The following is a 22268-nucleotide window of genomic DNA, read 5'->3' as shown; positions in this document are numbered from 1 at the left end:
CGATGGCCCCCGCGCGGGCCGCCCGCAGATCGGCGCTGGGCGGCACCGCCGGGGCCTCGGCCGGACGCGCCGGGCGCGGCGCGGGCGTCGCGCGCCCGTAGGGGTCGACCCCGTACGGCAGGGGCTCCGGCGCGGCGGGCAGCTCGGGCACACCTCCGGGAGCGGCGTACTCACCGGTCTCGTAGACGTCGTGGGCGTCGGACTCGTACGGCTGCGGCTCGGGAGCGCCGGGCTCGTACGAGGCGGATCCGTACGCGTCGGGCTCGTACCCGTCGGGCCCATATGCGTCAGGTCGGGGGGCCTCGGGCTCGTACGGCTCCTCGGTGTACGGGCCTGCCTCGTACGACTCGGCTTCGTACCGCTCGACCTCGTACCGCTCGGCCTCGTACGGCTCCTCGGTGTACGTCTCGGGCCCGGGTGTCTCGTCGGCGTCCTCCTGCCCGAGCTCCTCCGCGTCGTACGCGGCCTGTTCGTACGGCTCGTACTCCGGCTCGGGGGCGCGGAAGGCGGGGTCGTCGGGGTCCGGGACGGGGGCGTAGCCGCAGAGGGCCTCCTCGGCGGCGCCGGCGGCGAGGCCGGTGAGGAGGACGCGGCCGTCGTCGCAGACCAGGACCGTGCGGGCGGTGATGTTGCGGTGGACCCAGCCGTGGGCGTGGAGGGCGCGCAGGGCGGTCAGGACGTCCGCGGCGATCTCCGCGGCGCGGAACGGGTTGAGCGGGCCCTCGTCGAGGAGGGCGGAGAGGGGGCGGGCGGCCACGTGTTCGCTGACTATCCACAGCGAGCCGGCTTCCGCGAAGACGTCGAAGACCTGGTCGAGTAACGGGTGGTCGGGGATCTGGGCGGCGGCCTGGGCCGCCTCGATCGCCCGCCGGACGACCGGCTCGGCGGGTCTGCGCGTGGCGCCGCCTCCCGCGCCGTACGGGCCGGAGGGCGCGGGGCCCTCGCCGAGGACCTCGGCGTCCACGATCTCGGGCAGCGGGACCTGACGGACCCGCACCTCCTGCCCGCTGTACGTGTCGAAAGCGCGCGTCTCCACGAGGTCGACGAGTCCGCCAGCGCCGGCGGGCGGCACCGGCAGGCGGTAGCGCTCAGCGAGCACCCGTCCCGCGTACTCGTCCACGGCGCCTCCCCCCGCGCTTCGGTCGTCCCCCGTCCCTCACGATACGGGGCGCGGCTCAGTCCTTGGGGCTGAACGTGGCGAACGCCGTCTCGCGCAGCGTCTTGCACTCCGCGCCGTTCCACTCCTCGGCCTTGCAGGTGACCATGATCGAGTAGCCGTGCTTCGCGTCCACCTTGAAGCCGCGGTTGAGGACGTGGACGCGCATGCCCTTCTGGTCCCGCTCGAACTCCCAGTCCGCGACGGTCGGGTAGCCCTTGTACGAGACGGACTCGATGCCGATGTGCTTGTAGCCGGTGCTGGTCAGGCGGACCCCGCCCACGGCGGCGGCCCAGGCGGCCTTGGCGTCGTCCTTGGGACTGCCGTTGAAGTCGACCTGGACGCGCGGGAAGCCGCCGCTCTCACTCCATATGGCGCCGCCGCTGTAGCCGTCTATGGGCCGCATGCGGAAGGACGAGGGCAGGGCCATGGAGAAGTGGAAGCGGTCGTTGGTGACCAGGGAGTAGCCGGCGGGGAGCGTGGCGCCGGTGCCGCCGCTGGGCTTGGTGCTGGGGGTGGCGCTCCCGGTCTGGCCAGTGGAGCCGCCCGTGGTGCCGGTCGCCCCGCCGGTGGCCGTCGCGCCGCCGTCGGCTGCCGCGCCGTTCTCGCCGGGCTGGGCGCCGCCCTGCTGGCCGGGGTCGCTGGGCGAGCCGCCCGTGCCGCCGTCGGTGGTGGAGCCGCCGTCGCCGCCGGCGGTGGTCCCGGCCGACGCGGTGGGGGTGCCTCCCTTGCCCTCGGTGCCCTTGTCGCCGCCGCTCAGGGAGACCGCGAGGATCGTGCCGAGCACGGCGAGGACGGCGACCGCGGCGATGATCACCAGGGTGCGCCGGGGGACGACGTCGGTGAGCGGGGCGCGGGCCGGCGCCTGCCGGGCGCCGCCCTGCGGGGGCACGGGCCGGGCCGGCTCCTTGGTCCGGTCCCTGGTGCGGTCCTTCGCCTCGGCCTTGGCCGCCGCCGCCGCGTTCCGTACGGAGGCGAGGGCGCCGCGCATCCGCTCGGCGGCGGGCTCGGGGGCCTTCTCCTGGGCGGCGTGGACCTCGGGGCCGCGCTCGGGGCGGGCCGGCAGCGGCACGACCCTGGTGACCTCGGGCGAGGGCTCCGGGGTGGGCTCGGGGGCGTCGAGCACGGCGCGCAGCAGCACCCGGGCCCGGGCGTCGTCGAGGCGCTGCGCCGGGTCCTTGGCGAGCAGCCCGTAGATGACCTTCTCCAGCTCCGGGCCCGCGTTCTTCGGCGGGTCGACGGGCTCGGTCATGACGGCGGTGAGGGTCGCGATCGCGGAGCCCTTGTCGTACGGCGGGCAGCCCTCGACCGCGGCGTAGAGCAGACCGCCCAGGGACCACATGTCGGCGGCGGGGCCGGGCTTGTGGCCGCGGGCGCGCTCGGGCGAGATGTACGAGGGGGCGCCGACGAGCATGCCGGTGGAGGTGATGGACGGGTCGCCCTCCACCTGGGCGATGCCGAAGTCGGTGAGGACGACGCGGCCGTCCTCGGAGATGAGGACGTTGGACGGCTTCACGTCGCGGTGCAGGATGCCCTCGCGGTGCGCGGAGCGCAGCACGTCGAGGATGGCCAGGCCGACCTCGGCGGCGCGGTGCGCGGTGAGGACGCCGTCCTCGCGCACGGCGTCGGCGAGGGACTTGCCCTCGATGAGCTCCATGACGATCCAGGGGCGGTCGTCCTCGTCGACGACGTCGTAGACGGTCACGGCGCCATTGTTGCGGATCTTGGCGATGGCCTTGGCCTCGCGCAGGGTCCGGGTGATGAGGCGGCGCTTCTCGTCCTCGTCGATGCTGCTGGGGAAGCGGAGTTCCTTGACGGCGACGGTGCGGCCGAGGGTCTCGTCGACGGCGCGCCAGACCGTGCCCATGCCACCGCGCCCGAGGAGGGCGCCGAGCCGGTAGCGGCCGGCGAGCAGCCGGCCCTCGGTCTCCTCGGTGGCGGGCGCGCCGCCCTTGCGGAGCCGGTCGGCCGCGGGCCGCTGCCCGTCGCCGACCCCGGCGCCGAAGCCGGCCCGTCCGGTGGACGGCTCGGTCCCCGGCACCCGGTCCCGGGGCGCGGCGCTCGACGGCGCGGCGTCCTGGGGCTTCGCGTCCTGGGGCCTGGCGTCCGACGGCTTCGCGTCCTGAGGCCGGGCGTCCCGGGGCTTCGCGTCCTGAGGCTTCGCCGCCTCCGACCGCGCACCGCCGTCCGCGGGCGCGCCGTCACCGGCGTCCGCGCCGGTCCCGGCCCCGGTCACCGCGTCCGCGGGCGCCGTGGCGTCCGTGGCCCGCTCCGCCTCGCGCGCGGCCGGAACCGTCCCCCGCCCGCCGTCGGTCGCGGCCCCCGCGGCGGCGTCCCGCCGGGGGTCCTTCGCCGTGTCCCGCGACTGCTCCGACTCCGACATGCGTCCCCTCTGCGTTCCCTGATCTCCGCCGCGTCCGCCGCACTCCGCACGCTGCGGCAACCCGCCCTGGAAGAGAGCCCATTGTCCCTCACCTCGCGACGGGTGGCGCCCCCGGGTCCGTACTCCGGTATGACGACGCGCCACACAGGCCCCCGGGTTCCCTCCCGTCCCGGACGCACCGTCAGGAGAAGCCCCCGTCAGATCGGGACGATGTCGGGCGCACCGAGCCTCGCGGCGTCCGCCGTGAGGTCGTCGGGCTGCCGCTGCGACTCGCGCTCCGCCTCGACCCGCTTCTCGTAGTGGGCGACCTCCTTCTCGATCTGGCTGTCGTCCCAGCCGAGGACCGGCGCCATCAGTTCGGCCGCCTCGCGCGCGCTGAGGGTGCCGCGGTCGAAGGTCTCGATGGAGACCCGGGTGCGGCGGGTGAGGACGTCGTCGAGGTGGCGGGCGCCCTCGTGGGAGGCGGCGTAGACGACCTCGGCGCGGAGGTAGTCGTCGGCCGCGGCGAGCGGCTCGCCCAGGGAGGGGTCCTCGGCGACGAGGGCGAGGACCTCCTCGGCGAGCGAGCCGTACCGGTTGAGCAGGTGTTCCACGCGGACGACGTGGAGGCCGGTGCGGGCGGCGATCCTGGCCCGCGCGTTCCACAGCGCCCGGTAGCCCTCGGCGCCGATCAGCGGGGTGTCCTCGGTGACGCAGGGGGCGACGCGCTGGTCGAGGCCGTGCACCGCCTCGTCGACGGCGTCCTCCGCCATCACCCGGTAGGTCGTGTACTTGCCGCCGGCGACGACGACCAGGCCGGGCACCGGGTGGGCGACGGTGTGCTCGCGGGACAGCTTGCTGGTGGCGTCGGACTCGCCGGCGAGCAGGGGGCGCAGTCCGGCGTAGACGCCCTGGACGTCGTCGCGGGAGAGCGGGGTGGCGAGCACGGTGTTGACGTGTTCGAGGAGGTAGTCGATGTCGGCGCTGGAGGCGGCGGGGTGGGCCTTGTCGAGGTCCCAGTCGGTGTCGGTGGTGCCGATGATCCAGTGCCGTCCCCAGGGGATGACGAAGAGGACGGACTTCTCGGTGCGCAGGATGAGGCCGGTGGCGGAGTGGATCCGGTCCTTGGGGACGACGAGGTGGATGCCCTTGGAGGCGCGGACGTGGAACTGGCCGCGCTCGCCGATGAGGGCCTGGGTGTCGTCGGTCCACACCCCGGTGGCGTTGACGATCTGCTTGGCGCGGATCACGTACTCGCCGCCGGTCTCGACGTCCTGGACGCGGGCGCCGACGACCCGCTCGCCCTCGCGGAGGAAGCCGACGACGCGGGCCCGGCCGGCGGCCAGCGCGCCGTAGGAGGCGGCGGTGCGCACGAGGGTGAGGACGAAGCGGGCGTCGTCCATCTGGGCGTCGTAGTACTGGAGGGCGCCGGTGAGGGCGTCCTTGCGCAGGCAGGGGGCGACGCGGAGGGCGCCCTTGCGGCTGAGGTGGCGGTGGACGGGGAGGCCGCGGCCGTGCCCGGAGGAGACGGACATGGCGTCGTACAGCGCGACGCCCGAGCCCGCGTACATCCGCTCCCAGCCCTGGTGCCGGAGCGGGTAGAGGAACGGCACCGGCTTCACCAGGTGGGGGGCGAGCCGCTCCAGGAGGAGTCCGCGCTCCTTGAGGGCCTCGCGGACCAGCGCGAAGTCGAGCATCTCCAGGTAGCGCAGTCCGCCGTGGATGAGCTTGCTGGAGCGGCTGGAGGTGCCGGAGGCCCAGTCGCGGGCCTCGACGATGCCGGTGGCGAGCCCGCGCGTGACGGCGTCGAGGGCCGTGCCGGCGCCGACGACGCCGCCGCCGACCACGAGCACGTCCAGCTCGCGCTCGGCCATGGCCGCCAGAGCCTCGGCGCGCTCGGCGGGTCCCAGTGTCGCTGTCCTCACGGCTGCCGCCTCCCGTCGTCCCGGTGTGCGCCTTCGCGCCTTGCGTCCCCTACGCGTGTCCTTGCCCGTTCGTGTCCGGTCCAGCCGTGAACCGGACCGCGATGTGGCCCGGCTCACGTCTCGATTCTGGACCGGCGCGGCGGCTTCGGCCACCGCCCCCGCGCAGACCTGTGGATAACACTCGGCGACCTTCGATCATGCAATGCCGCATATCGGTCATATTTACTCCTAGTCTGACATTGCGTTCGCTATCGGGTTCGCTATCGGGAAGGACGGCCCACCCCCCATGCCCGCAGACCTCGCCGTCATCGGCCTCGGCCACCACGGACTCCCCCTCGCCCAAGCCGCGACCGCCGCGGGCATCGCCACCGTCGGCTTCGACACCGACCCCCGCCCGGTCGCCGAGCTCGCCGCGGGCCGCCCCCCGGTCGACGGTTCGCTCACCGCCTCCGAGATCCGCCGCATGCTCTCCGGCGGCTTCCGGGCCACCACCAGCCCGGTCGAACTCGGCCGGGTCCGCACCGCCGTCCTCTGCGCGCCGACCCCCCTCGGCCCCGACGGCGCCCTCGACCTGACCGCCGTCGGCGACGCCGCCCGCGCGCTGGCCGCCCGCCTGCGCCCGCACACCACCGTGCTCCTGGAGTCCCCCGTCCCGCCCGGCACCACCGAGGGCCTCCTCCGGGAGCTCCTGGAGGACGGCTCGGGGCTGCGGGCCGGACGCGACTTCCACCTCGCGTACTCCCCCGGCCGCCTCGACCCCGGCAACCGCCTGCCCGGCCCCGCCGGCACCCCCAAGGTCATCGGCGGCCTCACGCCCGCGTGCACCGAGTCCGCCGCCGCCTTCTACGGCCGCTTCACCGACAAGGTGGTACGCGCGCGTGGCCCCCGCGAGGCCGAGACGGTCAAGCTCCTGGAGACCAACTTCCGGCACGTCAACATCGCCCTCGTCAACGAGATGGCGGTGCTCTGCCACGAACTCGGCGTCGACCTCTGGGACGTCATCCGCTGCGCCGAGACCAAGCCCTTCGGCTTCCAGGCGTTCCGCCCCGGCCCCGGCGTCGGCGGCCACGGCGCCCCCGTCGAGCGCCTGGGCACCCACCGCCCGCTCCGCCTCGTGGAACTCGCCGGCCAGGTCAACCAGCGGATGCCGCGGTACGTCGTCCAGCGCGCCGCCGCCCTCCTGAACGAGCACGGCAAGTCCGCCCGCGGCGCCCGGATCCTGCTGCTCGGCATCACGTACAAGCCCGACCTCGCCGACCGCGAGGGCTCCCCCGCCGAGGAGATCGCGGGCCGCCTGATGGACCTCGGCGCGGCGGTCAGCTTCCACGACCCGCACGTCCCCGACTGGCGGGTGCGCGACCTGCCCGTCCCCCGTGCGGACTCGCTCTACGAGGCCGCCGCCCACGCGGACCTGACGCTCCTGCTCCAGCACCACCGGGTGTACGACCTCCAGGGCCTGGCGGTGAAGGCCCAGCTGCTCCTGGACACCCGCGGCGCCACCCCCGCGGGCACGGCGCACCGTCTCTGAGGTGCGGCGGAACCCGACCGAAAAGATCCGGCCACGGCCCGCCCGCCGGTAACGGGTGGGCCACTGTCCGAGCGGACTGCTAGTCTCCGGCCCTCTCGATCGCACACCCGTGCGCCACCGTCCTGGGGGGACCACCATGAGCCAGCCCGTTCCGCCGCCCGGCAACCCGTACTCCGACGGCGCCGGCCAGCCGCCCGTCGGCCAGAACCCGTACGCGCAGAACCCCGGCGGCCAGGCCCCCTCGGGTGGCAACCCGTTCGCCCAGGGCGTGCCCCAGCAGCCCGGCCAGAACCCGTTCGGCGCCTACCCGCCGGCGCCCGCGCCGCGCCGGAACAACATCGGCCTCGGCCTCGTCGCCGCCGTCGTCGCCGCCCTGGTCACCGCCGGCATCTACGGCGCCATCCTCGGCGGTACCGAGACGGAGATCGGCTGGGCCGCCATCGGCGTCGGCTTCGCGGTCGGCTTCGCGGCGGGCAAGGTCGGCGGCGGCAACCCCGTGCTGCCGGTCGTCAGCGCGGTCCTCTCGCTCGGCGCCGTCTACCTCGGCCAGCTCGTCGGCATCGCGGTCTACGCCTCGAAGGAGTTCGGCGTCTCCTTCACCGACCTCTTCTTCAACGAGTTCGGCATGCTGACCGAGGCGTGGGCCGAGGGCAAGGACGCGATGACCTTCCTCTTCCTCGCGCTCGGCGCCGTCGCGGCGTTCTCCGCCGCCAAGAAGGCCTCCGCCTGATCCGGCGCACGGACGCGAGAGGGCCCCGCACCGGTCGGTGCGGGGCCCTCTCGCGTGGGTGCCGGGGGCGTCAGCGCTTGTGCTGCGCGTCCGCGACGGTGACCTCGACGCGCTGGAACTCCTTGAGCTCGCTGTAGCCCGTGGTGGCCATGGCGCGACGCAGGGCGCCGAAGAAGTTCATGGAGCCGTCCGGGGTGTGCGACGGACCGGTGAGGATCTCCTCGGTGGTGCCGACGATGCCCAGGTCGACCAGCTTGCCGCGCGGCACGTCCTCGTGGACGGCCTCCATGCCCCAGTGGTGGCCCTTGCCCGGCGCGTCGGTGCCGCGCGCCAGCGGGGAGCCGATCATCACGGCGTCGGCGCCGCAGGCGATGGCCTTCGGGAGGTCGCCGGACCAGCCCACGCCGCCGTCGGCGATGACGTGGACGTACCGGCCGCCGGACTCGTCCATGTAGTCGCGGCGGGCCGCGGCCACGTCGGCGACGGCGGTCGCCATCGGGACCTGGATGCCGAGGACGTTGCGCGTGGTGTGCGCGGCGCCGCCGCCGAAGCCGACCAGGACGCCCGCGGCGCCGGTCCGCATCAGGTGCAGGGCGGCGGTGTACGTGGCGCAGCCGCCGACGATGACCGGGACGTCCAGCTCGTAGATGAACTGCTTCAGGTTGAGCGGCTCGGCGGCGCCGGAGACGTGCTCGGCGGAGACCGTGGTGCCGCGGATCACGAAGATGTCCACGCCCGCGTCGACGACGGCCTTCGAGAACTGCGCGGTGCGCTGCGGGGAGAGCGCGGCGGCGGTGACGACGCCGGCGTCGCGCACCTCCTTGATGCGCTGCCCGATCAGCTCCTCCTTGATCGGAGCGGCGTAGATCTCCTGCAGACGGCGGGTGGCCGCGGCCTCGTCCAGCTCGGCGATCTCGTCGAGCAGCGGCTGCGGGTCCTCGTACCGGGTCCACAGGCCCTCGAGGTTCAGCACGCCGAGGCCGCCGAGCTCGCCGATCCGGATGGCGGTCTGCGGGGAGACGACCGAGTCCATCGGGGCGGCCAGGAAGGGCAGCTCGAAGCGGTAGGCGTCGATCTGCCAGGCGATCGAGACCTCCTTCGGGTCCCGGGTGCGCCGGCTCGGTACGACGGCGATGTCGTCGAACGCGTACGCCCTGCGGCCGCGCTTGCCGCGCCCGATCTCGATCTCAGTCACGATGTGTGGCCTTTCCCTCTATGTCTGCGCCTACCAGTATCCCCGACACACGCGTGGGGGGCGGCTCCGGCCACATGCCGGAACCGCCCCCTCCCGTGCGCGCGGACTACTTCCTGCTGTAGTTCGGCGCCTCGACCGTCATCTGGATGTCGTGCGGGTGGCTCTCCTTGAGGCCCGCCGAGGTGATCCGGACGAAGCGGCCCTTGGACTCCATCTCCTCGATGGTGGCGGCGCCCACGTAGCCCATCGTCTGGCGCAGGCCGCCGACGAGCTGGTGGACGACGGAGGAGAGCGGACCGCGGTACGGCACCTGGCCCTCGATGCCCTCGGGCACGAGCTTGTCGTCGGAGGTGACGTCGGCCTGGAAGTAGCGGTCCTTCGAGTAGGACCGGCCCTGGCCGCGGGACTGCATGGCGCCGAGCGAGCCCATGCCGCGGTACGACTTGAACTGCTTGCCGTTGATGAAGAGCAGCTCGCCGGGCGACTCCTCGCAGCCCGCGAGGAGGCTGCCGAGCATCACGGTGTCGGCGCCGGCGGCGAGCGCCTTGCCGATGTCGCCGGAGTACTGGAGGCCGCCGTCGCCGATCAGCGGGACGCCGGCGGCGCGGGCCGCGAGGCCCGCCTCGTAGATGGCGGTGACCTGCGGGACGCCGATGCCGGCGACCACGCGGGTGGTGCAGATGGAGCCGGGGCCGACGCCGACCTTGATGCCGTCGACACCGGCGTCGATCATCGCCTGGGCGCCGTCGCGGGTGGCGACGTTGCCGCCGATCACGTCGACGTTCACGCTCGACTTGATCTTCGACATCCAGCTGAGGGCGTTGCTGTTGTGGCCGTGCGAGGTGTCGACGATGAGGAAGTCGACGCCGACGGCGGCGAGCGCCTGGGCACGCTCCAGGGCCTCGGGGCTGGCGCCGACGGCGGCACCGACGAGCAGGCGGCCCTCGGAGTCCTTGGCGGCGTTCGGGTACTTCTCCGCCTTGACGAAGTCCTTGACGGTGATGAGGCCCTTGAGCACGCCCTCGTCGTCGACGAGCGGAAGCTTCTCGATCTTGTGGCGGCGCAGCAGCTCCATGGCGTCGACACCGGAGATGCCGACCTTGCCGGTGACCAGCGGCATCGGCGTCATGACCTCGCGGACCTGACGGCTGCGGTCGGTCTCGAAGGCCATGTCGCGGTTGGTCACGATGCCGAGGAGCTTGCCGTCGGGGGCGGTGACCGGGACGCCGCTGATGCGGAACTTCGCGCAGAGGGCGTCGGCCTCGGCGAGGGTCGCCTCGGGGTGGACGGTGATCGGGTCGGTCACCATGCCGGACTCGGAGCGCTTGACGAGGTCCACCTGGTTGACCTGGTCCTCGACGGACAGGTTCCGGTGGAGCACGCCGACGCCGCCCAGACGGGCCATGGCGATCGCCATGCGGGACTCGGTCACCTTGTCCATCGCCGCGGAGAGCAGCGGGATGTTGACCCGGACGTTACGAGAGATGCGGGACGAGGTGTCGACCGCGTTGGGGAGCACTTCGGAGGCTCCCGGCAGCAGCAGCACGTCGTCGTAGGTCAGCCCGAGTGTCGCGAATTTACCGGGCACTCCGTCGACGTTGGCAGTCATGACACCTTCCCAAATGGCCTTGATCGGTGCGGGATGTCCATGCTAACGGGCCGGAGCGGTGTCTCATTCCACGATCAAGGTCAGCGGGAAGCTTTGGACAATCGCACGTGTACGAAAGGGACGACAGCGGCGGGTGAGCCTTACTGCTCGGCCAGGGCCCGCAGCCGGCTGAGGGCGCGGTGCTGGGCGACCCGGACGGCCCCGGGGGACATCCCGAGCATCTGGCCGGTCTCCTCGGCGGTCAGCCCGACGGCCACCCTCAGGACGAGCAGCTCGCGCTGGTTCTCCGGGAGGTTGGCGAGGAGCTTCTTGGCCCATTCGGCGTCGTCGCTGAGGAGCGCCCGCTCCTCGGGGCCGAGCGAGTCGTCGGGCCGCTCGGGCATCTCGTCGGAGGGCACGGCGGTGGAGCCGGGGTGGCGCATGGCGGCCCGCTGGAGGTCGGCGACCTTGTGCCCGGCGATGGCGAAGACGAACGCCTCGAAGGGGCGGCCGGTGTCCTTGTAGCGCGGCAGGGCCATGAGGACGGCGACGCAGACCTCCTGCGCGAGGTCCTCCACGAAGTGGCGGGCGTCGCCGGGCAGCCGGTTGAGCCGGGTGCGGCAGTAGCGCAGGGCCAGGGGATGGACGCGGGCCAGCAGGTCGTGGGTGGCCTGCGCGTCTCCTTCGACGGCACGGTGGACGAGCGCACCGATCTCCCCCTGCCCGGCAGGCATGGGGGAACCCATGGTCTCGTCGTCGCGCATCGCTCCATGGTGCCTTGGCGTCCGTCCGTCCGTGGCACCGTGTCCGTTGTTGTGCACCGAAGCGTTATGAGCAGGTGCGCCTGGATTCATCGCTGGCGCCCTCCCCTTCCGCTCGATCGACTCGTCCCCGAGGAACTCCACACCTCAAGGATGCGGCATCGGGCGGGGAAGTGACACAGGCCCGCCCCGTCCGCCCCTCGATGGACGGGGGTACGGACGGGGAGACGGCCGGTGCGCGGCGATTCAGCGGACCAGGCCCCAGCGGAATCCGAGCGCGACGGCGTGCGCCCGGTCGGAGGCTCCGAGCTTCTTGAAGAGGCGTCGGGCGTGGGTCTTGACGGTGTCCTCGGAGAGGAAGAGCTCCCGCCCGATCTCCGCGTTGGACCGGCCGTGGCTCATGCCTTCGAGGACCTGGATCTCGCGCGCGGTGAGGGTGGGCGCGGCGCCCATCTCGGCCGAGCGGAGCCGGCGCGGGGCGAGCCGCCAGGTCGGGTCGGCGAGCGCCTGGGTGACGGTGGCCCGCAGCTCGGCGCGCGAGGCGTCCTTGTGCAGATAGCCACGGGCACCGGCGGCGACCGCGAGCGCCACGCCGTCGAGGTCCTCGGCGACGGTGAGCATGATGATCCGGGCGCCGGGGTCGGCGGAGAGCAGCCGGCGGACGGTTTCCACACCGCCGAGGCCGGGCATGCGCACATCCATCAGGATGAGGTCCGAGCGGTCCGCACCCCAGCGGCGGAGGACTTCCTCGCCGTTGGCCGCGGTGGTCACGCGCTCCACGCCGGGCACGGTCGCGACCGCGCGGCGAAGCGCCTCTCGGGCAAGCGGGGAGTCGTCGCAGACGAGAACGGAGGTCATGAGCGACCTCCGCGACCCTCGCAGCTGATGCGCGTCACCTTGAGCCTCCAGGGCTGTACGTATCGTCACCTGTGCGGTTGACGCTCCCGGACACCTGCCCGATCGCTTGTTCATTCAACCGCCTCGCACTCTCAACGATGGTCACTCGAAAGAGTTACGGGTCGGACGAGACCTTCGGCACTCCTTGTGAGGGGCCGTGCACGGAGAAGAGCGTCGCAGGTCGTGCGTCCATCACCAGAAGCTATGCCCCATTTAGCGGGTTTTCTTCCCTTTTCGCAGTGTCTGTGGCTAGATTCGCAATGAGTCATATTTACATCTACTTCGACAGTAGTCGGACACATCCGGACTCACCGGGGGCCGAGGACCCCGGAACGGCAGCCAACACCCGCCCACCCACCAACCCGTTTCGACACGGTTTCAAGGGGACTAGCGCAATGGCAGATTTCTCCCGCCTTCCCGGACCCAACGCCGATCTGTGGGACTGGCAACTGCTCGCGGCCTGCCGCGGGGTCGACAGCTCCCTGTTCTTCCACCCCGAGGGAGAGCGCGGCGCGGCACGGAGTGCGCGTGAGAACTCGGCGAAAGAGGTCTGCATGCGGTGCCCGGTCCGCGCGCAGTGCGCGGCACACGCACTCGCCGTGCGGGAGCCCTACGGCGTCTGGGGCGGCCTCACCGAGGACGAACGCGAAGAACTCATGGGACGAGCGCGCAACCGGCTGATCACGGCGGCACCCGCGACGGCGGTCGCCGGACGCGCCACGCCCGCGGCGGCCACGGCGGCGTCCGCCGGCCGCTCGATGATGGGGCATGTATGAAGGAACGTTTCCTCATGAGCTGAGGGCCCCACCTGGGCCCTGGGGCCCCCGGCCGCACGGAACCCGGCGCCACGCGCGCGTGGCGCCGGGCGTGTCCTACGCGCGCGTGGCGGCCCGGGTCAGCTCGTCGAGGGTGGCCGCGACCGCCGGGACCTGGGCCAGGTCGGGCAGGGTCAGCGCCACGATCTCCCGCTCCACGGCGGGCTCGACGGCGACGGTCCGCGCGCCCTTGGGCCGTACGGACTCGATGGCCAGCTCCGGCAGGACGGCCACGCCGAGCCCCGCGCCGACCAGGCCCACCACCGCCGGGTAGTCGTCGGTGGCGAAGTCGATGCGCGGGGCGAAGCCGGCCTCCTCGCAGACGTCGACCAGCTGGCGGCGGCAGCGGGGGCAGCCGGCGATCCAGGAGTCCCCGGCCAGCTCCGCGATGCCGACCGAGCCCGCGCCGGCGAGCGGGTGCGCCTCGGGCACCAGGCCGACGAGCCGGTCGGTGAGGAGCGGGCGGACCACCAGGTCGTCCCATTCGCCGGGCGCCTGGCCCGCTCCGTACCGGAAGGCGAGGGCGATGTCGCAGTCGCCCTCGCGGAGCATCTCCACGGAGCGGGGCGGTTCGGCCTCGACGAGGGAGACCCGGGTGCCGGGGTGGGCGGCGCGCAGGGCGGCGAGCGCGGTGGGGACGAGGGTGGAGCTGCCGCTGGGGAAGGAGACCAGGCGGACGCGGCCGGCCCGCAGTCCGGCGATGGCGGCGACCTCCTCCTCGGCGGCGGTGAGTCCGGCGAGGATGCCCGCGGCGTGCCGGACGAGGACCTCGCCCGCCTGGGTGAGGCGCATCTCGCGGCCGGTGCGGATGAGCAGCGGGGTGCCGGCCGAGCTCTCCAGGGCCTTCATCTGCTGGCTGACGGCGGGCTGGGTGCAGCCCAGTTCGCGCGCGGCGGCGGAGAAGGAGCCGGTGGCGGCGACGGCCCGCAGGACGCGGAGGTGGCGTGCCTCGATCATGGTTCGAGCATAAGTGACACTTGGATGCGGCGGCGAATCTTCGACCACATCTTTGAGGCGGTCGGGACGGGGCCCGCCTACGCTGCCCCCATGACCTTGCTGAGTGTGAACGCGGGCCGGGCGAAGAGCGTCGGCTACACCGACTCCGCCTCCGGGATGACGGGCATCGACAAGCGCCCCGTCGACGGGCCCGTCCGGATCGAGTCCCCCGGGCCGAGCGGCGTGGGGGCGAGCGGTGTCGCCGGGGACGACGTGTGCGACCTGCGCTTCCACGGGGGCGCGGACCGGGCGGTGTACGCCTTCGCCCGCGAGGACCTGGACCTCTGGGGGCGGGAGCTGGGCCGGGAGCTGGAGAACGGCTCCTTCGGCGAGAACCTGACGACGAGCGGCCTGGACGTGAACGGGGCGCTGATCGGCGAGCGCTGGCGGATCGGCGAGTCGGTGGTCCTGGAGGTCACCGGCGGCCGGATCCCCTGCCGCACCTTCCAGGGCCATCTGGAGGAGCGGGGCGTCGACGCGAAGGGCTGGGTGCGGCGGTTCACCCAGGCCGAGGCCGGCCCGGGCGCGCTGCTGCGGGTGATCGAGCCGGGCGAGGTGCGGGCCGGCGACCCGGTGACGGTCGTGCACCGGCCGGACCACACGGTGACCGTCGCCTTCCTGCACCGCGCGGCGACCACCGAGCGCGCCCTGCTGCCCGAGACGCTGGTGGCCGCGGAGTGGATGGAGTCCGGGCTGCTCGCGCTGGCGCGTCAGTACGCGGACAAGTACAGCGGCTGAACCGGGGCCGTACGGGGGCCCGGCGGCGCACCGCCGGGCACTACGGTTCCCGTATGACCACTGCACTGATCACGGGAGCCACCGCCGGCATCGGGGCCGCCTTCGCGCGCAGGCTGGCGGCCGACGGGCACGACGTCGTCCTGGTGGCGCGGGACCTGACGCGCCTTCGGGAGCAGGCCACCGAGCTGCACGACCGGCACGGGGTGGAGGCCGAGGTGCTCGCCGCGGACCTCTCCGAGGAGAAGGGGATCGCGGCGGTCGAGGCCCGGCTCTCCGACCCGCGCCGCCCGGTCGACCTGCTGGTGAACAACGCGGGCTTCGGCAACAAGGGCCGCTTCCTCGACGTGACGATGGCCGACGAGCTGAAGATGCTGACCGTGCACTGCGAGGCGGTGCTCCGGCTGACCTCGGCCGCGGCGGCCTCGATGCGGGAGCGCGGGCGCGGTGGGGTGGTGAACGTCGCCTCGGTGGCGGCCTTCGTGCCGCGCGGCACCTACGGCGCCTCGAAGGCGTGGGTCGTGCAGTTCACCCAGGGCGCGGCCCGGGACCTCGCGGGCAGCGGGGTGCGGCTGATGGCGCTCTGCCCGGGCTTCGTGCGCACCGAGTTCCACGAGCGGGCCGGGATGGGCACGGACAACATCCCGGGCTGGATGTGGCTCGACGCGGACAAGCTGGTGGCGGCGGCCCTGTCGGACCTGGCGCGCGGCAAGACCCTGTCGATCCCGGACCCGCGCTACAAGGCCCTGATGGGCGTGGTGAAGCTGGCGCCGCGCGCGCTGCTCGGCGGCGTGTCGTCGAAGGCGGGCCGCAAGTACGGGCCGCAGTAGGGCGGACGCGGTCCGAGTGGGCGGTACGCACTCCGGCGGCGCGGTACTCAGGAGCGGTTGAGTACGCCGTCCCTGTCCGGGCGCGGCCGGATGGCCGAATCTCAACGCATGGACCGAATTCTTGTGCGCAAGCTCTCCCTCTCCCTGGCCGGTGCGGTGTCGGCCCTGACGGCGATCGCGGCCTGGGCCGCCTGGCTGGGCTGGGACCAGAAGCGCGACGTGCACCCGGACGGCTCGACGACGGGGCCGTACGAGGCGTGGCAGGTCGTCGGGCTGGCGCTGACGCTGCTGCTGCCGGTGGTGTGGATGGCGGTGCGGGGTCATGGCGTGGCCGGCGCGCTCGGTGTCTCCGCCGGGCTGACCCTCGCCTCGTTCGTCGACTGGTCGGACGACGCCAGCGGGCTCTACATGATCGGCACGTTCATGGTCGCGGCCGGTTCGCTGGCGGCCACCTTCCCGGTGCAGGCGCTGGTCACGGCGTGGTCGGACCGGCGGGCGGCGCGGCGACGCGAGCGCGCGCACCGTCCCACCACGTGACGTGCAGGGCGCCCTCCTCGGTGATCCGGACCTCCGCGAGGGCGGCGGCCGGGGCCGGGTCGGGCTCGCCGGTGAGCGAGGCGAGCGCGGCGAAGAGCGAGACGGGGCCGCGGGTGTTGCCGTGGACGGCGGGGGTGCGGGTCGGGGCCGGGCCCTGGAGGGTGGCTCCGGTGGGAAGGGCGACGACCTCGGGGCCGTAGCCGTGGACCGGGTGGAGCTGGGAGACCGGCGCGTCCGGTCCTTCGGCGACGGCCCAGCCGGTCTGCCGTACGGGGGTCCCCTCCGGGGCGTCGAGGACGAGGTGGACGCGGAGTTCGGCGCGCCCGTGGACGAGGGTGGTGGAGACGACCCGGACGCCGGGCAGCGGGGTGTGCGCGGAGGCCGCGCGGTCGGGGCCGGTGGTGAGCGGTACGGCGGGGCCGCGCCGGCTGGCGGTGCCGTCGGGGGCGAGCAGGGCGAAGTGGTTGTCGGCCGGGGCGGGGGCGTCGGTGGGGCCGGTGCGGGTGGCGTAGGCGAAGCGGGCGTAGCCGGGGTCGTCGCCGTCGGGTCCGCCGGCGGCGACGTGGTTGCTGCCGTGGTTGTGGAGACGGACGAGGCCGTCGGCGGCGGTGCTCTGGACGAGCAGGCCGGTGGGGCCGAGGGGGCGTGCGGTGTCGGCGCGTTCGGCCGGGAGGGGTTCCTCGGGGTCGGTCCAGGCGGGGTGGTCCGGAGGGAGCAGCAGGCCGAGGAAGCCCTTGGCCGCCCAGTAGGGGGAGCCGGGGCCCGAGTACGCCTGGACGAGCGGCGGGTGGGGGCCGTGCCAGCCGAGGGTGAGCAGCCCGCGGTGGTCGGTGGCGCCGCGGTCGAGGAAGTGGCGCAGGCTCCCGGAGGCGAGGCGGCGGGTGGCGCCGGGGCTGAGCGGGGTGTGGCCGGTGAGGGTGCCGAGCCAGGGGGCGGCGGCCGCGGCGAAGCGGTAGATCAGGGAGCGTCCGTACGGGACGGGGGCGCCGTTCGCGTCGAAGAGGCGGACGTGGTCGTCGAGGTGGGCGCGGAGCCTGGGGCCGTACCGGTCGAGGAGGTCCCGGTCGCCGGCGAGGTGGGCGTGGAGGACCGGGTAGAGGTGCAGGGCCCAGGAGTTGTAGTGGTCGAAGGCGCGGTTGTCGCCGTCGCTGTACCAGCCGTCGCCGAGGTACCAGTCCTCGACGCGGGCGAGGGAGCGGTCGGCGGTGGCGGCGGCGCGGTCGGTCTCGACGCCGGCGTCCTGGAGGAAGCCGGCGACCGTGAGGCCGAAGAGCCACCAGTTGTTGTCGACGGGGGACGGGCCGAGGGCGGGCAGCAGCCAGTCGGCGACGCGGCGGCGGGTGCGGTCGTCGAGGCGGTCCCAGAGCCAGGGGCGGGTGAGGCGGAGGCCGAGGGCGATCGAGGCGGACTCGACGACGGCCTGGCGGGTGTCGGCCATCAGGGGCCAGGACTCGGCGTCCGGCCGTCCGGGCGTCCGGGTCCCGGCGGCGAGCCCGGCGGCGTAGCGGTCGAGATGGCCGTGCGGGTCGGCGCCGCGGGCGCCGGCGACGCGGAGGGCGGCGAGGAGGAAGGTGCGGGCGAAGCCCTCCAGGCCGTCGGAGCGGGCGCCGGACCAGCTGGGGCGGGGCCCGGGAAGTCCGATGAGGCCGCCGCGCGGGGAGGCGTGGGGGCGGACGGCGAGGAGGAGCCGGTCGGCGGTGTGCTCCCAGTGGGCGCGGGTCCAGCCGGTGTGCGGGCTGAGCCCGCGGTCCTCGGGCGGGGTGGGCATGATGCTCCCTGGGCTCCGGGGGTGCCGGGCGTCGTGGCCGATGCCGGCACCGGGCGTCGTCCGGAATCCTCGGCGGGGCCCGATCGGACGTCAAGAGATCAGGATCGAATGATCGAAACTCCCACCGTTCGATCATCTTCATCTAAGGTCGGGGAACACCACCACCGCGAGGGGGAACCGCACGTGCGCGAGAGTGCCGCCGAACGACACGCCCGACTGCTGGACCTGGTGCGCGAGCGCGGCACGGTCCGCGTCGCCGAGCTGGCCGGCCTGCTGGGGGTCTCCCCCGTCACCGCCCGCCGCGACGCCGAGACGCTGGCCTCCCAGGGCCTGCTCGACCGGGTGCACGGCCAGGTGTCCTGGCCCCGCGGGCAGACCGGACCCGCCGCCGGCGAGGGCCTCGTCCTCGGCCTGCTCGCGCCCTCCGCCACGTACTACTTCGCCGAGGTGATCCGGGGCGCGCACGAGGCGGCGGCCCGGGTGGGCGCCCGGCTGGTGCTGCGGATCTCGGACTACCGCCCCGAGGAGGACCGGGCCCGCACCGAGGGGCTGCTCGCGGCCGGCGCGGAGGGCGTGCTGGTGGCGCCGGGCTGGCGCGGGCCCGAGGACCGGGCGGCGTACGGCGACTGGCTGGCGGAGCTGCCGGTGCCCGCCGTCCTGCTGGAGCGGCGCGCCGAGCCGGGCGGTCCGCTCGACGGCCTCGACCGGGTCTCCTCCGACCACGCCCACGGGGTGCTGCTCGCCCTGCGCCATCTGCTCGGGCTCGGTCACGCGACCCCGCTGCTCGTGGCCCGCGGGGACTCGCCGACCGCGCTCGCGGTGCGGGCCGGATACGCGGAGGCGCTGGCGGTGCTGGGCCTGGAGCAGCCGCTGCCGGTGATCGAGTCGGTGCCGGCGGAGGCGGACCCGGAGGGCTTCGAGCGGGCGGTGCGGGCGCTGTACGAGGCGGTGCGCTCGGGTCTGGCGAGCGCGGCGCTGGTCCACAACGACGTGGACGCGATCGAGATCACCCAGCGGCTCGCCCCGCTCGGGGTGCGGGTCCCGCAGGACCTGGCTCTGATCGCGTACGACGACGAGGTCGCCGCGCTGGCCGACACCCCGCTGACGGCGGTCGCCCCGCCGAAGCGGCAGGTGGGCCGGCACGCCACGGAGCTGCTGGTGGAGCGGCTGACCGGGGGCGCGGGCGAGGAGGCGGCGAGCCGGCACGTGAGCCTGCTGCCCCGGCTGCGGGTCCGGGCGTCCTGCGGGGCCGCCGGCCCCGTGGCCACCCTCTGATCGATCTGATCTTTTTTCGATCATTCAATCTTTCGCTCTTGACTTCGCTCAGGAACGGTTCCAGGATCACGGCCAACCCCGTCCGCGCCGCCGATCAGGAGCCGTGCCGTGAGCCTCAGTTGGAGCAGAACGTCCCGCGTCATAGCCGGCACCGCCACCGCCCTCGCCGTCCTCACGGCCTGCGGCGGCGGCGGTGACGACGCCGATTCCGCCGGCGGCAAGCCCGTCACGATCACCTTCTGGGGCTGGGCCAAGGGCTCCAAGGAGGTCGTCGACGCCTTCAACGCCTCCCACACCGACATCAAGGTGACCTACGAGGAGATCCCCTCCGGCAACGCCGGCGGCTACGCCAAGATCTCCAACGCGGTGAAGGCGGGCAACGCCCCCGACCTCGTCTCCATCGAGTACCCCTCGCTCCCGGAGTTCGTCTCCTCCGGCGCCCTCCAGGACATCGGCGACGCCTTCACCGAGGCCGACCGGGCAAAGCTCCTCCCCCAGGCCGTCGACCTCACCACCCTCGGCGGCAAGTCCTGGGCCGTCCCCTTCGACGCCGCCCCGCAGGCGTTCTACTACCGCAAGGACCTCTTCGCGAAGCACCACATCGAGGTCCCCACCACCTGGGACGCCTTCAGGAAGGCCGCCGAGCAGGTGAAGAAGGCCGACGGCAAGGCCCGGATCGCCACCTTCTTCCCAGACGACCCCACCACCTTCGAGGCGATGGCGTGGCAGGCCGGCGCCCAGTGGTTCAAGGCCGAGGACGACACCTGGAAGATCGACACCACCGACGCCGCCACCACCAGGGTCACCGCCTACTGGCAGGGCCTCCTCGACGACGGACTCGTCCACAAGAACGCCTCCTTCAGCCCCGAGTGGACCGGCTCCCTCAAGAACGGCACCACCCTCGGCTACCTCGGCGCCTCCTGGGGCGCCGGCGTCCTCAAGGGCACCCTCCCCGAGCAGGCCGGCAAGTGGGCCGTCGCCCCCATGCCCAGCTGGGACGGCAAGCCCGCCTCCGGCATGCTCGGCGGCTCCACCTTCGCCGTGACCAAGGGCAGTTCGAAGAAGGCCGCCGCCGTCGAGTTCGCGCGGTGGATGGCCACCACCGAGGAGGGCGTCAAGGCCCGCATCGCCTCCGGCACCTCCAGCGCCTTCCCCGCCGCCACCGCCCTGCGCCCCGCCGCCAAGAAGGCGTTCGACGCCGGCTACTACGGCGGCCAGGACATCTACGCCCTGTTCGAGGCGGCCGGCGCCTCCATCACCCCCCAGTGGTCCTGGGGCCCCAGCACCGGCACCACCAACACCGCCATCAAGGACCGCTTCGGCGCCGTCGCCCCCGGCGGCCCCACCCTCGCCGACGCGGTGAAGGCCGGCCACGACGCCACCGTCGCCGAACTCACCAAGCGCGGCCTGAAGGTCGAGGGCTGAGCACGTGAAGGCCCGCACCCGTGCCGCGGCACTCCTGCTGACCCCGTTCTTCCTGCTCTTCACCGCGGTGCTGGCGGTGCCGATCGGATACGCGGTCTGGCTCAGCCTCTTCACCGAGAAGCAGTCCGGACTGGGCTTCGGCGGCTCCGAGACCGTCTTCACCGGCCTCGGCAACTACGCCACGGCACTGGGTGACCGGGCCTTCCGCGAGGGCTTCGGCGTCCTGCTCGGCTACTGCCTGCTCTACGTGCCGCTGATGATGGGCGGCGCCCTCGGCCTCGCCCTCCTCCTCGACACCGCCCTCGCCCGCGCCCGCCGCTTCTTCCAGCTCGCGCTCTTCCTGCCGCACGCCGTGCCCGGCATCATCGCGGCCCTGATCTGGGTCTACCTCTACACGCCCCAGCTCAGCCCGGTCGTCCGGGCGATGGAGGCCGGCGGGATCGGCTTCGACTTCTTCTCCCCCGAGGGCGCCCTGCCGTCCGTCGTGAACATCGCCCTGTGGGAGTGGCTCGGCTACAACCTGATCATCTTCTACGCCGCCCTCCAGGCCATCGACCGCTCCGTCCTCGAAGCCGCCACCGTCGACGGCGCCGGTGCCTGGCGCGTCGCCTTCGCCGTCAAGATCCCGCTGCTCCGCGGCTCCCTGGCGATGGTCGGCCTCTTCACCGTCATCGGCTCCCTCCAGCTCTTCACCGAACCGCTGATCCTCAGCAGGGGCACGGGCTCCGCCGTCACCTCCACCTGGACGCCGAACATGTACGCCTACTCCGCCGCCTTCGACCGCAACGACTATGGACTGGCCGCGGCCGCCTCGATCCTGCTGGCCCTGACGGCCGCGCTGCTCTCCTTCGCCGTGACCCGCCTGACCGGCGCCCGGAAGGAGCGGACCGCATGAGCGCCCCCCGCTCCCGCTGGCTGTCGAAGACCGCCGTCAACGGCGTCCTCGCCCTCGCCACCTGCTACATGCTCTTCCCGCTCGTCTGGCTGGTCACCGCCGCCACCAAGGACGCCGGCGGGCTCCTCGCCGGCGACGCCTTCTCCTTCGAGGGCTTCGACCTGGGCGGCAACCTCGCCCGGCTCGCCGAGTACCACGACGGCGTCTACTTCCGCTGGTACCTCAACAGCCTCCTCTACGCCGGGGTCGGCGCCGCCGCCTGCGCGCTGATCAGCGTCGCCGCCGGATACGCCTTCCACGTCTACGACTTCCGCGGCAAGGAGAAGCTCTTCGGCCTCGTCCTGCTCGGCGTCCTCGTCCCCACCACCGCGCTGGCCCTGCCGATGTACCTGCTGGCCAGCGAGATCGGCATCGTCAACACCTACGCCGCCGTGCTCCTCCCGGTCCTCGTCAACCCCTTCGGGGTCTACCTGTCCCGGGTGCTGTGCGCCGCCTACGTCCCCGACGAGGCCCTGGAGGCCGCCCGGATCGACGGCGCCGGCGAGATGCGCGTCTTCTGGTCGATCGGGCTGCGCACGGTCATGCCGGGCTTCGTGACCGTCTTCCTCTTCCAGTTCACCGCCGTCTGGAACAACTTCTTCCTCCCGCTGGTGATGCTCTCGGACCAGAAGCTCTTCCCGCTGAGCCTCGGCCTCTACGCGTGGAACAGCAACGCCCACGCCGAACCCGACTACTACCCCCTCGTCGTCACCGGCTCGCTGCTCGCCGTCGTCCCCCTCGTCCTGGCGTTCGTGTCCCTCCAGCGCCACTGGAAGGCCGGTCTGACCGCCGGCAGCGTCAAGTGAGGAGC

General features: G+C 73.5%; 19 protein-coding genes. 10 read left to right on the top strand and 9 right to left on the bottom strand.

Features of this window, described 5'->3' with window-relative positions; all coding sequences use genetic code 11:
• From IE321_RS05070 to IE321_RS05060, 3 genes are all read right to left on the bottom strand, one after another.
• On the bottom strand, nucleotides 1-1120 hold a 1120-nt coding region (locus IE321_RS05070), incomplete at its 3' end, for a protein kinase (protein WP_190221917.1).
• A gap of 55 nt (nucleotides 1121-1175) precedes the next feature.
• Nucleotides 1176-3539 (bottom strand): serine/threonine-protein kinase, encoded by a 2364-nt coding sequence (locus IE321_RS05065; protein ID WP_190221916.1) that lies wholly within the window; start codon nucleotides 3537-3539, stop codon nucleotides 1176-1178.
• 197 nt (nucleotides 3540-3736) lie between these two features.
• Nucleotides 3737-5443 (bottom strand): glycerol-3-phosphate dehydrogenase/oxidase, encoded by a 1707-nt coding sequence (locus IE321_RS05060; protein ID WP_043227899.1) that lies wholly within the window; start codon nucleotides 5441-5443, stop codon nucleotides 3737-3739.
• Nucleotides 5444-5729: 286 nt separating this feature from the next.
• Between IE321_RS05060 and IE321_RS05055 the strand changes: the two genes are divergently transcribed.
• Entirely contained in the window at nucleotides 5730-6971 is a 1242-nt protein-coding gene (locus IE321_RS05055) for a nucleotide sugar dehydrogenase (protein WP_043227898.1), read from the top strand.
• 136 nt (nucleotides 6972-7107) lie between these two features.
• Entirely contained in the window at nucleotides 7108-7701 is a 594-nt protein-coding gene (locus tag IE321_RS05050) for a hypothetical protein (protein ID WP_043227896.1), read from the top strand.
• 70 nt (nucleotides 7702-7771) lie between these two features.
• Here the strand turns inward: IE321_RS05050 and IE321_RS05045 are convergent, their stop codons facing one another.
• The 4 genes from IE321_RS05045 to IE321_RS05030 all read right to left on the bottom strand — a co-directional run bounded on the left by IE321_RS05045 (nucleotide 7772) and on the right by IE321_RS05030 (nucleotide 12103).
• Nucleotides 7772-8896, bottom strand: coding sequence for a GuaB3 family IMP dehydrogenase-related protein (locus tag IE321_RS05045; RefSeq protein ID WP_043227895.1), 1125 nt, complete (start codon nucleotides 8894-8896; stop codon nucleotides 7772-7774).
• Nucleotides 8897-9002: 106 nt separating this feature from the next.
• Complete coding sequence (gene guaB / locus IE321_RS05040) at nucleotides 9003-10505, bottom strand: IMP dehydrogenase (RefSeq protein WP_043227893.1); 1503 nt, start codon at nucleotides 10503-10505, stop codon at nucleotides 9003-9005.
• 140 nt (nucleotides 10506-10645) lie between these two features.
• Nucleotides 10646-11248, bottom strand: coding sequence for a sigma-70 family RNA polymerase sigma factor (locus IE321_RS05035; RefSeq protein WP_030750140.1), 603 nt, complete (start codon nucleotides 11246-11248; stop codon nucleotides 10646-10648).
• 243 nt (nucleotides 11249-11491) lie between these two features.
• Nucleotides 11492-12103, bottom strand: a complete 612-nt coding sequence (locus IE321_RS05030; RefSeq protein WP_003948568.1) for a response regulator transcription factor — start codon at nucleotides 12101-12103, stop codon at nucleotides 11492-11494.
• A 434-nt stretch (nucleotides 12104-12537) separates the two neighbouring features.
• On the opposite strand from IE321_RS05030, the gene IE321_RS05025 reads away from it, so the two are divergent.
• Entirely contained in the window at nucleotides 12538-12918 is a 381-nt protein-coding gene (locus IE321_RS05025; protein ID WP_043227892.1) for a WhiB family transcriptional regulator, read from the top strand.
• Between the two features lie 96 nt (nucleotides 12919-13014).
• On the opposite strand, the gene IE321_RS05020 is transcribed toward IE321_RS05025, so the two are convergent.
• Nucleotides 13015-13914 carry a LysR family transcriptional regulator gene (locus tag IE321_RS05020; protein WP_043227890.1) on the bottom strand — a complete coding sequence of 300 codons (900 nt, stop codon included), beginning with the start codon at nucleotides 13912-13914 and terminating at the stop codon, nucleotides 13015-13017.
• Nucleotides 13915-14004: 90 nt separating this feature from the next.
• Here IE321_RS05020 and IE321_RS05015 point away from each other — a divergent pair, with 90 nt between their 5' ends.
• The 3 genes from IE321_RS05015 (at nucleotide 14005) to IE321_RS05005 (ending at nucleotide 16055) form a co-directional block, all read left to right on the top strand.
• Nucleotides 14005-14691 (top strand): MOSC domain-containing protein, encoded by a 687-nt coding sequence (locus tag IE321_RS05015; RefSeq protein WP_190221915.1) that lies wholly within the window; start codon nucleotides 14005-14007, stop codon nucleotides 14689-14691.
• 53 nt (nucleotides 14692-14744) lie between these two features.
• Nucleotides 14745-15518, top strand: coding sequence for an SDR family NAD(P)-dependent oxidoreductase (locus tag IE321_RS05010; RefSeq protein WP_043227889.1), 774 nt, complete (start codon nucleotides 14745-14747; stop codon nucleotides 15516-15518).
• Between the two features lie 108 nt (nucleotides 15519-15626).
• A complete protein-coding gene (locus IE321_RS05005) occupies nucleotides 15627-16055 on the top strand; it encodes a hypothetical protein (protein WP_190221914.1) in 429 nt (142 codons plus the stop codon).
• Here the strand turns inward: IE321_RS05005 and IE321_RS05000 are convergent.
• Nucleotides 15991-17823 carry a DUF2264 domain-containing protein gene (locus IE321_RS05000; protein WP_190221913.1) on the bottom strand — a complete coding sequence of 611 codons (1833 nt, stop codon included), beginning with the start codon at nucleotides 17821-17823 and terminating at the stop codon, nucleotides 15991-15993. The two genes, IE321_RS05005 and IE321_RS05000, sit on opposite strands and share 65 nt — an antisense overlap.
• Nucleotides 17824-18006: 183 nt before the next feature.
• Here IE321_RS05000 and IE321_RS04995 point away from each other — a divergent pair, with 183 nt between their 5' ends.
• The 4 genes from IE321_RS04995 (at nucleotide 18007) to IE321_RS04980 (ending at nucleotide 22263) form a co-directional block, all read left to right on the top strand.
• Nucleotides 18007-19098, top strand: coding sequence for a substrate-binding domain-containing protein (locus IE321_RS04995; RefSeq protein ID WP_190221912.1), 1092 nt, complete (start codon nucleotides 18007-18009; stop codon nucleotides 19096-19098).
• A 108-nt stretch (nucleotides 19099-19206) separates the two neighbouring features.
• Nucleotides 19207-20523 (top strand): ABC transporter substrate-binding protein, encoded by a 1317-nt coding sequence (locus IE321_RS04990; protein ID WP_043227884.1) that lies wholly within the window; start codon nucleotides 19207-19209, stop codon nucleotides 20521-20523.
• Between the two features lie 4 nt (nucleotides 20524-20527).
• Nucleotides 20528-21418, top strand: a complete 891-nt coding sequence (locus tag IE321_RS04985; protein ID WP_190221911.1) for a carbohydrate ABC transporter permease — start codon at nucleotides 20528-20530, stop codon at nucleotides 21416-21418.
• On the top strand, nucleotides 21415-22263 hold the full coding sequence (locus tag IE321_RS04980) for a carbohydrate ABC transporter permease (protein WP_043227881.1): 849 nt from the start codon (nucleotides 21415-21417) through the stop codon (nucleotides 22261-22263). The genes IE321_RS04985 and IE321_RS04980 overlap by 4 nt, the downstream gene beginning before the upstream one ends.
• Nucleotides 22264-22268 lie beyond the last annotated feature (5 nt).

It is taken from the genome of Streptomyces hydrogenans, from assembly GCF_014656075.1.
GTDB classification, from domain to species: Bacteria; Actinomycetota; Actinomycetes; order Streptomycetales; family Streptomycetaceae; genus Streptomyces; species Streptomyces hydrogenans.
The sequence above is the reverse complement of the archived record's forward strand: the minus strand, read 5'-3'. Positions and strand labels throughout refer to the sequence as shown.

Bases quoted from the DNA above. Each gene is read 5' to 3' on its own strand.
- IE321_RS04980 (WP_043227881.1), top strand. From the start codon at position 21,415: ATGAGCGCCCCCCGCTCCCGCTGGCTGTCGAAGACCGCCGTCAACGGC.
- IE321_RS05030 (WP_003948568.1), bottom strand. From the start codon at position 12,103: ATGACCTCCGTTCTCGTCTGCGACGACTCCCCGCTTGCCCGAGAGGCG.
- IE321_RS05020 (WP_043227890.1), bottom strand. From the start codon at position 13,914: ATGATCGAGGCACGCCACCTCCGCGTCCTGCGGGCCGTCGCCGCCACC.
- IE321_RS05015 (WP_190221915.1), top strand. From the start codon at position 14,005: ATGACCTTGCTGAGTGTGAACGCGGGCCGGGCGAAGAGCGTCGGCTAC.
- IE321_RS05010 (WP_043227889.1), top strand. From the start codon at position 14,745: ATGACCACTGCACTGATCACGGGAGCCACCGCCGGCATCGGGGCCGCC.
- guaB (WP_043227893.1), bottom strand. From the start codon at position 10,505: ATGACTGCCAACGTCGACGGAGTGCCCGGTAAATTCGCGACACTCGGG.
- IE321_RS05050 (WP_043227896.1), top strand. From the start codon at position 7,108: ATGAGCCAGCCCGTTCCGCCGCCCGGCAACCCGTACTCCGACGGCGCC.
- IE321_RS05025 (WP_043227892.1), top strand. From the start codon at position 12,538: ATGGCAGATTTCTCCCGCCTTCCCGGACCCAACGCCGATCTGTGGGAC.
- IE321_RS05005 (WP_190221914.1), top strand. From the start codon at position 15,627: ATGGACCGAATTCTTGTGCGCAAGCTCTCCCTCTCCCTGGCCGGTGCG.
- IE321_RS05035 (WP_030750140.1), bottom strand. From the start codon at position 11,248: ATGCGCGACGACGAGACCATGGGTTCCCCCATGCCTGCCGGGCAGGGG.
- IE321_RS05065 (WP_190221916.1), bottom strand. From the start codon at position 3,539: ATGTCGGAGTCGGAGCAGTCGCGGGACACGGCGAAGGACCCCCGGCGG.
- IE321_RS05055 (WP_043227898.1), top strand. From the start codon at position 5,730: ATGCCCGCAGACCTCGCCGTCATCGGCCTCGGCCACCACGGACTCCCC.
- IE321_RS05000 (WP_190221913.1), bottom strand. From the start codon at position 17,823: ATGCCCACCCCGCCCGAGGACCGCGGGCTCAGCCCGCACACCGGCTGG.